Annotated in this window: 16 protein-coding genes; 7 read left to right on the forward strand and 9 right to left on the reverse strand. The window is 66.2% G+C overall.

From position 1 onward, the window contains the following. Positions 1-9: 9 nt before the first annotated feature. From AC0J42_RS25135 to rpoE, 3 genes are read right to left on the reverse strand one after another with little or no spacing between them, the layout of a single operon-like run. The gene (locus AC0J42_RS25135; protein WP_416426618.1) at positions 10-969 is read right to left on the reverse strand and encodes a MucB/RseB C-terminal domain-containing protein; all 960 of its coding nucleotides are present in this window, start codon (positions 967-969) and stop codon (positions 10-12) included. 8 nt (positions 970-977) lie between these two features. Further along, a complete protein-coding gene (locus AC0J42_RS25140; RefSeq protein ID WP_416426620.1) occupies positions 978-1,574 on the reverse strand; it encodes a sigma-E factor negative regulatory protein in 597 nt (198 codons plus the stop codon). 31 nt (positions 1,575-1,605) lie between these two features. Further along, entirely contained in the window at positions 1,606-2,187 is a 582-nt protein-coding gene (gene rpoE, locus AC0J42_RS25145) for an RNA polymerase sigma factor RpoE/AlgU (protein ID WP_003252049.1), read from the reverse strand. Between the two features lie 639 nt (positions 2,188-2,826). Here rpoE and nadB point away from each other — a divergent pair. Then, positions 2,827-4,443, forward strand: coding sequence for an L-aspartate oxidase (gene nadB / locus AC0J42_RS25150; RefSeq protein WP_416426622.1), 1,617 nt, complete (start codon positions 2,827-2,829; stop codon positions 4,441-4,443). On the opposite strand, the gene AC0J42_RS25155 is transcribed toward nadB, so the two are convergent. Both AC0J42_RS25155 and AC0J42_RS25160 read right to left on the reverse strand, forming a co-directional pair. Then, positions 4,412-4,864, reverse strand: coding sequence for a protein YgfX (locus tag AC0J42_RS25155; protein ID WP_473004344.1), 453 nt, complete (start codon positions 4,862-4,864; stop codon positions 4,412-4,414). The two genes, nadB and AC0J42_RS25155, sit on opposite strands and share 32 nt — an antisense overlap. Continuing rightward, a complete protein-coding gene (locus tag AC0J42_RS25160; protein ID WP_027976992.1) occupies positions 4,848-5,102 on the reverse strand; it encodes an FAD assembly factor SdhE in 255 nt (84 codons plus the stop codon). The genes AC0J42_RS25155 and AC0J42_RS25160 overlap by 17 nt, the downstream gene beginning before the upstream one ends. A 309-nt stretch (positions 5,103-5,411) precedes the next feature. Here AC0J42_RS25160 and ygfZ point away from each other — a divergent pair, with 309 nt between their 5' ends. Next, positions 5,412-6,353, forward strand: coding sequence for a CAF17-like 4Fe-4S cluster assembly/insertion protein YgfZ (gene ygfZ / locus AC0J42_RS25165; protein WP_473004345.1), 942 nt, complete (start codon positions 5,412-5,414; stop codon positions 6,351-6,353). A 42-nt stretch (positions 6,354-6,395) separates the two neighbouring features. After that, positions 6,396-7,199, forward strand: coding sequence for an HDOD domain-containing protein (locus tag AC0J42_RS25170; protein ID WP_416426628.1), 804 nt, complete (start codon positions 6,396-6,398; stop codon positions 7,197-7,199). Here AC0J42_RS25170 and AC0J42_RS25175 read toward each other — a convergent pair. Continuing rightward, complete coding sequence (locus AC0J42_RS25175) at positions 7,196-8,575, reverse strand: sensor histidine kinase (protein WP_473004347.1); 1,380 nt, start codon at positions 8,573-8,575, stop codon at positions 7,196-7,198. The genes AC0J42_RS25170 and AC0J42_RS25175 overlap by 4 nt on opposite strands. Next, a complete protein-coding gene (locus AC0J42_RS25180; RefSeq protein ID WP_416426632.1) occupies positions 8,568-9,239 on the reverse strand; it encodes a response regulator in 672 nt (223 codons plus the stop codon). Before AC0J42_RS25180 ends, AC0J42_RS25175 begins: the two co-directional genes overlap by 8 nt. A 208-nt stretch (positions 9,240-9,447) precedes the next feature. On the opposite strand from AC0J42_RS25180, the gene AC0J42_RS25185 reads away from it, so the two are divergent. Genes AC0J42_RS25185 through AC0J42_RS25195 form a run of 3 tightly spaced genes read left to right on the forward strand, consistent with a single transcriptional unit; the run spans position 9,448 to position 12,444 of the window. After that, positions 9,448-10,428 carry a Bug family tripartite tricarboxylate transporter substrate binding protein gene (locus AC0J42_RS25185; protein ID WP_473004348.1) on the forward strand — a complete coding sequence of 327 codons (981 nt, stop codon included), beginning with the start codon at positions 9,448-9,450 and terminating at the stop codon, positions 10,426-10,428. Positions 10,429-10,481: 53 nt separating this feature from the next. Then, on the forward strand, positions 10,482-10,940 hold the full coding sequence (locus AC0J42_RS25190; protein WP_473004349.1) for a tripartite tricarboxylate transporter TctB family protein: 459 nt from the start codon (positions 10,482-10,484) through the stop codon (positions 10,938-10,940). Between the two features lies 1 nt (position 10,941). Further along, positions 10,942-12,444: a tripartite tricarboxylate transporter permease gene (locus AC0J42_RS25195; protein WP_473004350.1), complete on the forward strand. Its 1,503-nt coding sequence runs from the start codon at positions 10,942-10,944 to the stop codon at positions 12,442-12,444. Positions 12,445-12,509: 65 nt separating this feature from the next. On the opposite strand, the gene ung is transcribed toward AC0J42_RS25195, so the two are convergent. After that, entirely contained in the window at positions 12,510-13,202 is a 693-nt protein-coding gene (ung, locus tag AC0J42_RS25200) for a uracil-DNA glycosylase (RefSeq protein ID WP_473004352.1), read from the reverse strand. Between the two features lie 146 nt (positions 13,203-13,348). Here ung and AC0J42_RS25205 point away from each other — a divergent pair, with 146 nt between their 5' ends. After that, complete coding sequence (locus tag AC0J42_RS25205; protein ID WP_473004353.1) at positions 13,349-14,461, forward strand: enoyl-CoA hydratase/isomerase family protein; 1,113 nt, start codon at positions 13,349-13,351, stop codon at positions 14,459-14,461. 143 nt (positions 14,462-14,604) lie between these two features. Here the strand turns inward: AC0J42_RS25205 and AC0J42_RS25210 are convergent, their stop codons facing one another. Further along, on the reverse strand, positions 14,605-14,964 hold the full coding sequence (locus AC0J42_RS25210) for a hypothetical protein (RefSeq protein WP_473004354.1): 360 nt from the start codon (positions 14,962-14,964) through the stop codon (positions 14,605-14,607). Positions 14,965-15,147 lie beyond the last annotated feature (183 nt).

Below are 15,147 nucleotides of genomic sequence, written 5' to 3' on the forward strand. Positions count from 1 at the left end.
ACAGGCGCCTCAATTCTTCGCCTGGGCGTCTTGGGCACGCATCGACAAGGCGATGCGCTCGGCGGTGCCGATGGGAATCTCACCCACCACGGTGACCATCACTTCCCCGTTGGGGGTGGTGAGGCGCCGCGACACGGCCGAGGTCGGCCCCAGCTGCGTGCGGGTGTCAGCCCCGACGCTGCCATTGAGCGGCTCAAGGAACACCGAGAAGCGCGCCAGGCCATCGTCATACATCAGGCTGCTGACGGTGGTCTTGGTGTCGGGGTCCTTGCGCGAGGAACTGCCGGCCAACTCGAAGCCCGGCGGCAGCCAGTCCGAACGCCAATGGCCGGCGGCGGGCGCCGAGGCCTGGGCGACAACGGCCGGCCCCAGGGGCTTGCAGTTGTCGCTGGCAGCCAGCTCCGCATCCGTGGGCACGTCGGTGTCCAGGCGGGTGAACTGGAAGCGTTCCAGCAGGCGCCCCTTGTCGTCGAGCAACAACGACTTGAGCGGCAGGCCAGTCTTGCTGTCCAGGTGCAATTCGAAACCGTAGCGGTGCTGATCCTTGGGGGTCAGCGTAACGATGGTGGCATCGCGCCCGGCCACGCGTGATTGCCCCGCGACCGCAAGGTCGTACCAGGACATCAGCTTGAGGGGGTCGAGCACGCGGCCAGAGGAATCAGGCGTCTCGCTCACACCGGGAACCAGGGCGCCACTCACGCACTGGGTACGGCCATCCACGCGCACGACTTCCTGGGCCGAGCCATCGAGCTGCAACAGCCGCTCGCTGACCTTGCCGTTCTGGGCGCGATGCCAGATGTCGTGGGTGGTGAAACTGCCGTTGCGTTCGTAGACGAAGGTACCCTGGAAGCTCTGCTGCTGCTCGGCCTGGGCCAGGCGGTTAAGCCACTGCGAAGCGTCGCTGGCCGCGAAGGCCGGGACGCTCAGACAGGAACCGAGCAATAGCGGTAGTAGCGGTATGGCGCGCATGGTCCTCCTTAGCGGTTTTCAAGGCTCGCGGCACGTGCGTATGGCAACGCGCTTTCGGTCCCTTTCAACGCAGCTTCCTGGGCGTGTTGGCGCAGGTAGCCTGGCAAGCGCTGGTCATGCATGCCAGCCTGACCTTGCAGAACACCGTTGGCCATGGGGCCAGTGCTCTGGTCGTTGCTCTCAGTGTAGCCTGCCAGCACGGCCGGGCCCTGCACCTGCGGCACGGAAGGTGCCTGCTGGGTAGCCGGTTGCTGCTGGGCCAGCTGGTTGCCGGCGATTTCGTCCTGGTTGTACAGGCGCACGCCTGCCAACACCGCCACGGTGACCGAGGCTGCCACGGCCAGGCGGCCCAGGCTGCGCCATGGACCACGAGTGGCCTTGACCGGTGCGATTTCCTCGGCAATGGCTGCCGATACGGCGGTGGCCAGGTCCAGGCGTGGGTCGAGCAAGTCCTTGTGCATTACCGCACGGGCAATCTGGTAGCGATTCCAGGTTGCACGTGTTTCTGGATCTTCCAGGGCGTTGATGACCCTGCGCAGTTCCAGTTCGTCCGCTTCGTTATCCATCACCGCGGACAGCGATTCCTGCAAAGCTTCACGACTCATGGCGGTTCCTCTCTTGGCTGTCGCCGCTGTCTCAGGTTTCCTGCAACAAAGGCTGCAGGGCTTTATCTATGGCCTCCCGAGCGCGGAAAATCCGAGATCGCACGGTACCCACCGGGCATTGCATGACGCTGGCAATGTCCTCGTAACTCAGACCGTCGAATTCACGTAAAGTTAACGCCGTACGCAAATCTTCTGGCAGTTGCTGGATGGTCCGGTGGACGGTGCCCTCGATCTCATCTCGTAACAGGGAGCGCTCCGGAGACTCCAGATCCTTGAGGCCATGATCGCCGTCGTAGAACTCGGCATCCTCGGAACTTACATCGCTATCTGGCGGCCGACGACCGCGGGACACCAGGTAGTTTTTCGCCGTGTTGATGGCGATGCGGTACAGCCATGTATAAAAGGCACTGTCACCGCGGAAATTGCCAAGCGCCCGATACGCCTTGATAAAGGCCTCTTGCGCCACGTCCTGGGCTTCATGGGTGTCGTGCACGAATCGCACGATCAACCCGAGAATCTTGTGCTGGTATTTCAGCACCAACAGATCGAAAGCTCGCCGGTCGCCGCGTTGAACACGCTCGACCAGTTGCTGATCCTCTTCCTGGGTTAGCATGAACACTCCTCGTTGAGCCGGGAGGAGCATTGCTTAAGCCATCGTTCAGGCTTGCAATCATAGACTCGGGCTTTTCGCAAAAGTTCTCCCCTCCAAGCAAGTTTCCTGCACGCCATGATTTGACCTGCACGAAAACCGCAGCGCGGTCATGGCCGGCTGCGTCAATAATCTTGTCGTCGAATCCGCTTGCAGTGGCCAGCGACTTCAGCCCCACATAAAGCCGACGCCGTTTCCCTTCTCATGGGCGACCGTCTATGGATACCGGGGTGTTGAATAAAGTTCCCGGTATTTGCAGGGATCGCCCGCGGACATTGCGCGATTGTGCGTTGACCGCCGGTGTTTCAGCCATGAAACAAGGCTCAAGCACGGTCGATCAGGCGCAAGCGCCCCATCCGTCGGTTCGTGTATCAGATAGCCCGACCAACGGTATAGTTCCACAACGCCATGAAGGCTTGGCTATTGTGCCGATACCCCCCTCTATATACTAGTAGCCCATGACCGATCCGCGATGCTCATGCGCCAGTAGCAGCTGCCAAAGGCGGCGTCCTGTACCAACCGCTACGAAGTGAGGATTGCGCGCGCAGGGCCGCTTGGAGGAGACTGCGCCGAAAACAATAGTCGCCCCCGCGGAATAAAGACATGAGCCAGCAGTATCAACACGACGTTCTAGTGATTGGCAGCGGTGCCGCCGGGCTTAGCCTGGCCCTGACCTTGCCCGGGCATTTGCGCATTGCGGTACTGAGCAAGGGCGACCTGTCCAACGGCTCCACCTTCTGGGCCCAGGGCGGCGTGGCCGCGGTGCTCGACGACACCGACACCGTGCAGTCCCACGTCGAGGACACCCTCAACGCCGGCGGCGGCCTGTGCCATGAAGACGCGGTGCGCTTCACCGTGGAGCACAGCCGCGAGGCCATCCAGTGGCTGATCGACCAGGGCGTGCCGTTCACCCGTGACGACGACCCGGCCCACGACGAGAACAGCTTCGAGTTCCACCTGACCCGCGAGGGCGGCCACAGCCACCGGCGCATCATCCACGCTGCCGACGCCACCGGCGCGGCGATCTTCCGGACGTTGCTGGCCCAGGCCCGCCTGCGGCCCAACATCGAGCTGCTGGAACAGCGCGTGGCGGTCGACCTGATCACCGAGCGGCGCCTGGGCCTGGCCGGCGACCGCTGCCTGGGCGCCTACGTGCTGGACCGCAACACCGGCGAGGTCGACACCTTCGGCGCGCGCTTCACCATCCTCGCCACCGGCGGCGCGGCCAAGGTCTACCTCTATACCAGCAACCCCGACGGCGCCTGCGGCGACGGCATTGCCATGGCCTGGCGCGCCGGCTGCCGGGTGGCCAACCTGGAATTCAACCAGTTCCACCCCACCTGCCTGTACCACCCCCAGGCCAAGAGCTTCCTGGTGACCGAGGCCCTGCGCGGCGAAGGCGCGGTGCTGAAACTGCCCAACGGCGAACGCTTCATGCCACGCTTCGACCCGCGCGCCGAGCTGGCGCCCCGGGACATCGTCGCCCGCGCCATCGACCATGAAATGAAGCGCCTGGGCGTGGACTGCGTGTTCCTCGACATCAGCCACAAGCCGGCCGAGTTCGTCACCAGCCACTTCCCCACTGTGTACGAGCGTTGCCTGGCCTTCGGCATCGACATCACCCGCCAGCCCATCCCGGTGGTGCCGGCCGCGCACTACACCTGCGGCGGCGTGATGATCGACCAGCACGGCTGCACCGACGTGCCCGGCCTGTACGCCATCGGCGAAACCACCTTCACCGGCCTGCACGGCGCCAACCGCATGGCCAGCAACTCGCTGCTCGAATGCTTCGTGTACGGCCGCTCCGCCGCCGCGCACATCGTCGAGCAGCTGCCGCATACCGCGCTGCCCGAGCGCCTGCCGCAGTGGGACGCCAGCCAGGTGACCGATTCGGACGAAGACGTGATCATCGCCCACAACTGGGACGAGCTGCGGCGCTTCATGTGGGACTACGTGGGTATCGTGCGCACCACCAAGCGCCTGCAACGTGCCGAGCACCGGGTGCGGTTGCTGCTGGACGAGATCGACGAGTTCTACAGCAACTATAAAGTCAGCCGCGACCTGATCGAGCTGCGCAACCTGGCCCAGGTGGCCGAGTTGATGATCCGCTCGGCCATGCAGCGCAAGGAAAGCCGCGGGCTGCACTACACGCTGGATTACCCGGAAATGCTGCCCGAGGCGCTGGACACTATCCTGGTGCCGCCCACCTTCGACGACTGAACTTGAGCCGCACCCGCAGGCGCCGATGCTCGTCGGCGCCCAGGGTGTCGGCGGGCAGGCACAGGCTGCGCGGCCACCACTGCCCCGGCAGGCGGAAGCGCAGCAGCACCAGGCCCGGCAGCGCCATGCTGTCGGGCAGCAGTTGCACCGCCTGCCAGCCCTTGGCAGGGTTCCACAGCGCCCAGCCGCCGGCATCACGGCGCAGGGCGCGCCAGGCGTGGGGGTGGCTGAGCAGAAGGCTGCGGGGCAGGTGCCAGGCGGCGTGGGCCAAGCATATCAACATGCCCAGGCCACGCCAGGCGAACGGCGCATCGAGCAGCACCAGGCTGAACAGTGCCAGCCCCAATGCCGCCAAGTAGGTCGCCAGCAATCGCCGCGAGGCGTGCCAGCGGCAATGGAACAGCTTACTTGGGCTGGACACGGTCCAGGATCATGCGAACCATGCGCTGCAGCTCCGGGTCCTCGGATTCGGTGCGTTCCATGAACCAGCCGAACATGTCCTGGTCTTCGCATTCCAGCAGGCGGCGGTAGCATTCGCGGTCCACGTCATTGAGGCTGGGGTACACCTCCTTGACGAAAGGCACCAGCAACACGTCAAGCTCCAGCATGCCGCGGCGGCTATGCCAGTAGAGCCGGTTGAGTTCAATATCTTCGACCATGGAGCGCTCCTCAAATAGGCGCGCAGTATACAGCGACCTGCGCCGCGCGGCACTTGGACGCATGTCTATATATGTGTGGGGTGCGCGGGACGCGGCCTGCGGCCGCTGCTACAGGTGTGTGGGGTGCCGCCAATCCGGATGCGGGGTGCCACCGATCCGGTTCGGCGCCGGCCTGCGGCACACCTCCAACCCGTAGCAGCTGCCGCAGGCGGCGTCCGGCACCAACACGCTGTTCAACCATAGTCACCTACCTATTTTCCCGGCAGCGCTCTATGATGGAGCCCAGTCTTTTAGCCCTTGCGATGCCCCATGGCCAATTCTGCTTTTTTCTGCGCGCTGTCCCACGAAGGCGTCCTCGCCGTACGCGGCTCCGATGCCGGCAAGTTCCTGCAGGGTCAATTGACCTGCAACATCAACTACCTCACCGAGCAGTACGCCAGCCTGGGCGCGCGTTGTACCCAGAAGGGCCGCATGCAGTCCAGCTTCCGCATCCTGCTGCAAGGCGATGGCGTGCTGCTGGCCATGGCCCGCGAGCTGGTGGAGCCGCAACTGGCGGACCTGAAGAAGTACGCGGTGTTCTCCAAGTCCAAGCTCACCGACGAAAGTGACGCCTGGGTGCGCTTCGGCCTGGTCGACGGCCAGCCGGCGCTGGCGGCCCTGGGCCTGGAACTGGGCGAAGAGAGCAACGTCGCCACCCGCAACGAAGCGTTGATCGCCGTGCGCGTGTCGCCCCAGCGTGCCGAGCTGTGGGTGCCAGCCGAGCAGGCCGAGGCCGTGCGCCAGCAGCTTGCGCAGCACTTGCCCCAGGGCGAGCTGAACGCCTGGCTGCTGGGCCAGGTGCGCGCCGGTATCGCCCAGGTGATGCCGGAAACCCGCGAGACGTTCATTCCGCAGATGCTCAACCTGCAGGCCGTGGGTGGCGTCAGCTTCAAGAAAGGCTGCTACACCGGCCAGGAAATCGTGGCGCGCATGCAGTACCTGGGCAAGCTCAAGCGCCGCCTGTACCGCCTGTCGCTGGCTGACGGCCAGCCGCCGGCGCCAGGCACCGCATTGTTCTCGCCCAACCACGCCAGCGCCGTGGGCGAAGTGGCCCTGGCGGCCGCTGCCGAGCAAGGCGTGGAGCTGCTGGCCGTGCTGCAGGCCGACGCCGTGGAAGACGGCAACCTGCACCTGGGCAGCCCGGAAGGCCCGCGCCTGAGCCTGCTGGACCTGCCGTATGAACTGGATCGCGACCGCGAGATCCAACGCTAGGCTACATTGCCCCGCCCCCGCGACCGCGTCCAGGAAGTCCCCATGAGCGAGCTGGCCGAGACAGTCCAAGAGCATTTGCTGACGGCCATCGCCAACGATGACCTGGTGCTGCCGACCCTGCCCGAAGTGGCCTTGCAGATTCGCGAGGCCGCCGAGGACGTCGATATCAGCATTCCCGCCCTGGGCAAGGTCATCGGCCGCGACCCGGCGCTGGCGGCGCGGCTGATCAAGGTGGTCAACAGCCCGATGCTGCGCGCCACCCAGGAAGTCACCGACCTGACCGGCGCCATCAACCGCCTGGGCATCAACTACAGCAGCAACCTGGCCATTGGCCTGGTGATCGAGCAGATCTTCAACGCCCGCGCACCCGTGGTGCAGGCCAAGCTGCATGAGGTGTGGAAGGCCAGCCTGGAAGTGGCCGGCATCAGCTACGAGCTGTGCCGCCGCTACACCCGGCTCAAGCCGGACCAGGCGGCGCTGGCCGGGCTGGTGCACCAGATCGGCGTGCTGCCGATTCTCACCTACGCCGAAGAACACAATGAGCTGCTGGCCGACCCGGTGTGCCTGAACCACGTCATAGAGCGCATCCAGCCGGTGCTGGGCAGCAAGATCCTCGCCGAGTGGGAATTTTCCCAGGCGCTGGTGCAGGTGCCGGGCGAATACCTCGACCTCAACCGCCCCAGCGTTCAGCTGGACTACACGGGGCTGATCCAGATCGCCCGGCTGCTGCGCCAGCATGACGTCCATCGCCTGCCTGACCTGGCGGCCTACCAGCACCTGGGCGTGGGCGACGAAGTGCCGCTGGACAGGCTCGAGCTGGACGCAGCGATGGCGATGTTCCGCTAATCGGCGACAAAACTCACCCGCACCTTCAAGCCGGTCTGCGCGCCATCGTGCAGGCTGATCTGCGCCCGGTGGGCCTTGCAGATCTCGCCGACGATCGCCAGGCCCAACCCCGAGCCCTTGGCGCTGCGCCGGTAGAAACGCTCGAACACCTTCCCCCGCTCGCCCTCGGGAATACCCGGCCCGTCGTCTTCGACTTCCAGCACGGCCGGGGCGCTGACCCGCAAGATCACGTTGCCGCCCACCGGCGTGTGCGCCAGGGCATTATCCAGCAGGTTGCTGAGCAGCTCGTTGAGCAGCGTCGGCTCGCCGCGCAGCCACACCGGCTGCTCGGCCTCCAGCGCCAGGGCCACGCCACGGGCATGGGCCAGGGGCGCCATGGCCATGCCCAGTTCGCGGGCCACCTGGCTCAGGTCCAGGCGCTGGGCGCCGCCCTCGGCGATGGCGCGGGCACCGTTCTCCACCCGCGCCATGGACAGCAGCTGGTTGGCCAGGTGGGTCAGGCGGTCGGCGTCCTGGCCGGCGGCGTCCAGGGTCTGGCGCCACACCTCGCCCTGCTCGGCCCGCTGGCCCAGGGCAATGCGCGCCTTCAGCGCTGCCAGCGGCGTGCGCAGCTCGTGGGCGGCGTCGGCGATAAACTGCGCCTGGCGCTCGAACTGCCCGCGCAGGCGTTCGGTGAAGTGGTTGAGCGAGGCCACCAGCGGCACCAGTTCGCGCTGCACGCTGACCTCTGGCAGCGGCCGCAGGTCATCAGGCTGGCGTGCTTCAACCTCGGCGCGCAAGCGTTCCAGCGGGCGTAGCGCGGCGCTGACCGCGTACCACACCAGCATCAGCGCGCCCAGCCCCAGCATGCCCAGGCGCAGCAGCGTGTCGGCCATCAGCCCGCGGGCCATGCGGATGCGCGCCTCCTCGGTCTCGGCCACGCGAATCTCGGCCATACCGTTCATTTCCGGCTCGCTGACCGCCTTGAGCAGGCTGACCACGCGCACGTCCTGGCCCAGGTAGCGGCCGTTGTAGAAACGCGCCAGCGCCGGGTAGTCGTCGGTGCGCGGCGTGCCCGGCGGCGGTGGCGGCAGGTTTTCGTAGCCCGAGATCAGCTGCTGGTGAATGTCGTTGACCTGGTAGTAGATGCGCCCGGCGCTGTCGTAGGCGAAGGTGTCCAGCGCCACGTAGGGCACGTCGGCGCTCAGGCTGCCGTCGCGCTGGGACAGGCCGGCAGCGATGGTCCGCGCCGACGCCAGCAGGGTGCGGTCGTAGGCGGTGTCGGCGGCCTCGCGGCCGTTCCAGTAGGCGCTCAGGCCGCTGGCCAGCATCAGCACCACCAGCAGCAACGCCAGGTTCCACAGCAGGCGCCCGCGCAGGCTGTCGAGCTTACGCATCGCGACCTTCGAGCAGGTAGCCCAGGCCGCGGAAGGTGACGATGGCCACGGCCTGGCCATCGAGTTTCTTGCGCAGGCGGTGCACGTAGATCTCGATGGCGTCGGCGCTGGCCTCCTCGTCCAGGCCGAACACCTGGGCGGCCAACTGCTCCTTGCTCATCACTCGCCCCGGCCGGGCGATCAGCGCTTCGAGCACGGCCTGCTCGCGGGAGGTCAGGGTCAGCAGCTCATCGCCGAGGGTGAAGCGCCGGGTCTCCAGGTCGTACACCAGCGCGCCGCAGCGTTGCTGGCGCTCGCCACCCAGCACGCTGCGGCGCAACAGCGCCTTGACCCGCGCCTCCAGCTCGCTGAGCTCAAAGGGCTTGGCCAGGTAGTCGTCGGCGCCCAGGTTCAGGCCGTGGACGCGGTCCTTGACGTCGCTGCGCGCGGTCAGCATCAGCACCGGCAGGTGCTTGCCACGCCCGCGCAGGCGCGCCAGCACCTCGAAACCGTCCATGCGCGGCAGGCCGACGTCGAGCACGGCCAGGGCGTACTCCTCGCTGCCCAGCGCCAGGTCGGCGGCCACGCCGTCGTGCAGCACATCCACCGTGAGGCCGGTATGCTTGAGCGCCTGGGCCACGCTTTCAGCCAGCGGCAAGTGGTCTTCGGCAAGTAGGACGCGCATGGTCAGGTATCTCTTGTTGTAGGTATCGACGCGGCAGTGTACGCCCCGATCCACGGCTGTGAAGGGCTGCGAAGGGCAATTTTCGGCTGAAAGGTTGGCGAAAGGTTGAGCCCCTAGGATCGAGCCACGACAGGTCCGCCATGGGCCTGCCGCGCAAGACGCCACGATGCGTTTTCGCCATAACAAGAACAAGAACTGGAGACATCACATGAGCCCTACCCTGCGCCAGCTGGCCCTGGCCGCCAGCTGCCTGTTGCTGGCCAACACGGCGTTCGCCGCCGAACCCAAGCGCCCCGAATGCATTGCCCCGGCCTCCCCCGGCGGCGGTTTCGACCTGACCTGCAAGCTGGTGCAAAGCGCCCTGGTCAACGAGAAAATCCTCACCAAGCCCATGCGCGTCACCTACATGCCTGGCGGCGTGGGCGCCGTGGCCTATAACGCCGTGGTCGCCCAGCGCCCGGCCGATGGCGGCTCGCTGGTGGCCTGGTCCAGCGGTTCGCTGCTGAACCTGGCCCAGGGCAAGTTCGGTCGTTTTGACGAAAACGCAGTGCGCTGGCTGGCGGCGGTGGGCACCAGCTACGGCGCCATCGCGGTGAAGAGCGATTCGCCCTACAAGAACCTCGACGACCTGGTGCAGGCGCTGAAAAAAGAGCCCGGCAAGGTAGTGATCGGTGCCAGCGGCACGGTCGGCAGCCAGGACTGGATGCAGACTGCGCTGATTGCCAAGGCCGCCGGCATCAACCCGCGCCAGCTGCGCTACGTGGCCCTGGAAGGCGGCGGTGAAATCGCCACCGCGTTGCTGGGCGGGCACATTCAGGTGGGCAGTACGGACATTTCCGACTCCATGCCGCACATCCAGAGCGGCGACATGCGCATGCTGGCGGTGTTTGCCGACAAGCGCATCGACGAGCCGGGCATGAAAGACATCCCCACCGCCCGCGAGCAGGGCTACGACATCGTCTGGCCGGTGGTGCGCGGCTTCTACCTGGGGCCCAAGGTCAGCGATGCCGAATACGACTGGTGGAAAACAGCGTTCGACCAGATGCTGGCGTCCGACGACTTCGCCACGTTGCGCACCCAGCGCGCGCTGTTCCCCTTCGCCATGACCGGCGCCGAGCTGGACGGTTACGTGAAGAAACAGGTAACCGAGTACAAGGCCCTGGCCCAGGAATTCGGCCTGGTGCAGTGACCTGCGGCCTGCCTCGTCCCGAGGCAGCCCCCTCTCGCCAAGGAGTTTCGACCATGGCCCTGCAACGACTGTTTGCCATTGCCCTGCTGCTGGCCTGCGCCGCGCTGGCGGTGATGGCCTGGCCCTACCAGGCCGCTTTTTCCTACGAACCCGTGGGCCCGCGCGCCTACCCGCTGCTGATGCTGGGCCTGATGGCCGCAGCCCTGCTGTACATGGCCGTGCGCCCCAGCGCCATCATCCACAGCGACGAGGCACCGCCACTGGACCGCGCCACCCTGGGCAAGATCGGCGCCTGCGTGGTGCTGTTGCTGGTGTTCGCCGGCACCTTCGAACCCCTGGGTTTCATTCTTGCCAGCGTGCTGACCGGCATCCCCATGGCCCGCCTGTACGGCGGCCGCTGGCTGCCCAGCGCTGTGGTGGTGAGCCTGATGAGCGTGGCCCTGTACCTGCTGTTCGACAAGGCCATGGACGTCCCCCTGCCCCTGGGCCTGCTCGACGTACTGGAGAACTGACATGGATACCTTCAGCTACCTGGGCCAGGGCTTCGGCGTGGCCCTGAGCCCCTACAACCTGGTCACTGCCCTGTGCGGCACGCTGATCGGCACCGTGGTCGGCCTGCTGCCGGGCCTGGGGCCGATCAACGGCGTGGCGCTGCTGATCCCGATTGCCTTCGCCCTGGGCTTGCCACCCGAGTCGGCGCTGATCCTGCTGGCAGCGGTGTACCTGGGTTGCGAGTATGGCGGGCGCATCAGCTCGATCCTGCTCAACATCCCCGGCGAAGCCTCGACGGTGATGACCACCCTCGACGGCTACCCCATGGCCCGCCAGGGCCTGGCCGGGGTGGCGCTGTCGCTGTCGGCCTGGAGTTCGTTCATCGGCGCCTTCATCGCCACCTGCGGCATGGTGCTGTTCGCGCCGCTGCTGGCGCAATGGGCCATTGCCTTCGGGCCCGCCGAATACTTCGTGCTGATGGTGTTCGCCATCGTCTGCCTGGGCGGCATGGCCGGCGACCGGCCGTTGAAGACCTTCATTGCCGCGCTGATCGGCCTGTTCCTGGCCTGCGTGGGCATCGACGCCAACAGCGGCGTGTACCGTTTCACCGGCGACAACGTGCACCTGGCCGACGGCATCCAGTTCGTGGTGCTGGTGCTGGGGCTGTTCTCGGTCAGCGAGATTCTGCTGTTGCTGGAGAAGACCCACCGCGGCCAGGAAGCCGTGAAGGCCACCGGGCGCATGATGTTCAACGTCAAGGAAGCGGCCTCGGTGTTCGTGGTGAACATCCGCTGCGGCCTGCTGGGCTTCGTGATGGGCGTGCTGCCCGGTGCCGGTGCCACCCTGGCCAGCGCCGTGGCCTACATGACCGAGAAGCGCATGGCCGGCGCCAGCGGCACCTTCGGCCAGGGCGACAAGCGCGGCCTGGCGGCGCCGGAAACCGCCATCGGCGCCTCGGCCTGTGGCGCCCTGGTGCCGATGCTGACCCTGGGCGTGCCCGGCTCGGGCACCACGGCGGTGATGATCGGCGCCCTGTCGCTGTACAACATCACCCCCGGGCCGCTGCTGTTCCAGCAGCAGCCGGACATCGTCTGGGGGCTGATTGCCTCGCTGTTCATCGCCAACATCATGCTGGTGATCCTCAACATCCCGATGATACGCATCTTCACACGCATCCTCGCGGTGCCGAACTGGGCGCTGGTGCCGGTCATCGCGATCATCACCGGCATCGGCGTGTACGCGGTGCATGCCACCACCTTCGACCTGTTCCTGATGGTGGGCATCGGTATCTTCGGCTACATCCTGCGCAAGCTGGACTTCCCGCTGTCGCCGGTGCTGCTGGGGTTCATCCTCGGCGGGCTGATGGAGCAGAACCTGCGGCGCGCGTTGTCGATCTCGGACGGGGCGCTGAATATCCTGTGGTCCAGCCCGATCACGGCGGGTGTGTGGGTGCTGACGGCGCTGATGCTGCTGTTGCCGTTGCTGCGCCTGTGGCGCAAGCGCGCTAGCCTGGCCACCGCCTGACGGCTGCGCGCCGGGACGCCGCCTCGGCGGCTGCCACGGGGCGTTCGGGGCGCAACACCGGGAAATCAGATGGGCGGCAACTGCCAGTCAATCGGCGCCAGGCCGCTCTGCTGCAGGAACTTGTTGGTACGGCTGAAATGCCCATTGCCGATAAAACCGCGGTAGGCCGACAGCGGCGAGGGGTGCACCGAGGTCAGCACCAGGTGCTTGCTGCTGTCGATCAGCTTCTGCTTGCTCTGGGCATGGGCGCCCCACAGCAGGAACACCACGCTCGACTGCTGGTCGCTGACGGTCTGGATGATGCGGTCGGTGAACGACTCCCAGCCCTTCTTCGCATGGGACGCGGCGTTGGCGCGCTCCACGGTCATGGTGGTGTTGAGCAGCAGCACGCCCTGCTCGGCCCAGTGCTGCAGGCAGCCATGGGGCGCGATGTCGATGTTCAGGTCGCGCTTCAATTCCTTGTAGATGTTCACCAGCGACGGCGGCGTGGCAATGCCCGGCTGCACCGAGAAGCACAGGCCGTGGGCCTGGCCCGGGCCGTGGTACGGATCCTGGCCGAGGATGACCACCTTCACCTGCGGCAGCGGCGTCAGGTTCAGCGCGTTGAAGATCAGCGGGCCGGGTGGGTAGATTTCCTTGCCGGCGGCGTGTTCCTGGCGCAGGAACTCACGCAGCTGGTTCATGTACGGCTGGTCGAATTCGTCACGCAGGGCGTGTTTCCAGCTGGGTTCGAGTTTGATGCGGTCGTCGGTGGTCATGGGCATAGCCTGGCAAACAATGGGGCGGACACTAGGAAAGCCGCCCCTGATTGTCAATCAATGTAACCGGAGACTGACGCCGTGCCGACGGCGGGCCATACTGCTGAATTGGACACTGCCCCATTCGCGTCACTCAAGAGGTCAGGATGAATCTGCAATTCGAAGAGCTTGTCGGCGTCGACGGCGCGCGCCTTGGCGTGGCCACCCTGGACGCCGAAAAATCCCTCAACGCGTTGTCGCTGCCCATGGTCGAGGCCCTCAACGACCAGCTGGAACGCTGGGAAAAGGACGATCAGATTGTCTGCGTGCTGCTGCGCGGCAACGGTGCCAAGGCCTTCTGCGCCGGCGGCGACGTGCGCAGCCTGGTGCAGGCGTGCCGCGCCCACCCCGGCGAGGTGCCGCCGCTGGCTGCGCACTTCTTCGCCGGCGAATACCGCCTGGACTACCGCTTGCACACCTTCCCCAAGCCGCTGATCTGCTGGGGCCACGGCTACGTGCTGGGCGGTGGCCTGGGCCTGCTGCAGGGCGCCAATATCCGCATCGTCACCCCCAGCAGCCGCCTGGCCATGCCGGAAATCAGCATCGGCCTGTACCCGGACGTGGGCGCCAGCTGGTTCCTGTCGCGGCTGCCCGGCAAGCTGGGGCTGTTCCTGGGCCTGACCGGCTCGCACATCAACGGCCGCGACGCCCTCGACCTGGATTTGGCCGACCGCTTCCTGCGCGACGACCAACAACCGGCGCTGATCGAGGGGCTGTTGCAGCTCAACTGGCAGGAACAGACCGCCGTGCAGCTCAACAGCCTGCTCAAGGCGCTGCAGCAGGAAGCGCTGGGCGAGTTGCCCGAAGCCCAGTGGCTGCCGCGGCGCACGCGCATCGACAGCCTGTTGGACACAAGCGACGTGGCCGGCGCCTGGCGCGCGCTGGTGCACCAGCGCCACAGCGACGACGTGCTGCTGGCGAAGGCTGCGCACACCCTTGAAGAAGGCTGCCCGTTGACCGCACACCTGGTGTGGGAGCAGATCCAGCGGGCGCGCTACCTGTCCCTGGCCCAGGTGTTCCAGATGGAGTACACCCTGAGCCTGAACTGCTGCCGCCACCCCGAGTTCAGCGAAGGCGTGCGTGCGCGGCTGATCGACAAGGACCAGAAGCCGCGTTGGCACTGGCCTGACGTCGCCAGCATCCCGCAGGCGGTGGTGGACGCGCATTTCAGCAAGGCGTGGGAAGGCCGGCATCCGCTGGCAGATTTGTCTGATTACTGAACTTCAGCGGCAGCTACACCACACCGTAGCCGCTGCCGTAGGCTGCGCTGGCCATCAGGGCCGCTGAAGATCTCCAGCGGTTGTATGGGCCAGCGCAGCCTGGCGGCAGCGGCTACAGTGTTTCGCGCCCTTCCAGTGCGCCATTAGCGCCGTCCAGGCCCGCCAAACCCGCCGTGGTCACCATGGTCACCATGCCCTTGCCAGTTGCCCCGGCCAGGGCCGCGGCCTGGTGGTGGGCCAGGTGGCGGCCGGTGGCCGTTCCAGCCCGGCCCACCCCAGCCAGGGCCGGGCCCTGGGCGGTAGTAATGAGGCGGCGGTGCGTAATAACGCGGCGAGCGCACGTAGTAACCGGAGTTGTAGTACGTCGACCCGTAGGGGTAGTAGCCGTAGGGATAGGCACCACCGGCATACACGTCGGTGCGGTAATAGGCTGGCCCCTCGTAAGGTGCACAGGCAGTGGTCAACAGACCCAGCAACACTAGCAGCAGAAGTCTCGTTTTCATGGCGGCCTCCCGGACCGCTGGACAGCTCGAACCAGCGACGCTGGTCGGCGCCGAGCAAAATATAGCGATCGGCATAGATTAAGACAGGCGAAATCCGACTCAGTGCCATCACGGAAATAATTTGCTACAACATCGAAACACTCCCAATTGCCGTCTCGTACTTTAGGCCAGCATTTCCCGCGC

The organism is Pseudomonas sp. Tav-5-1A (assembly GCF_055755055.1).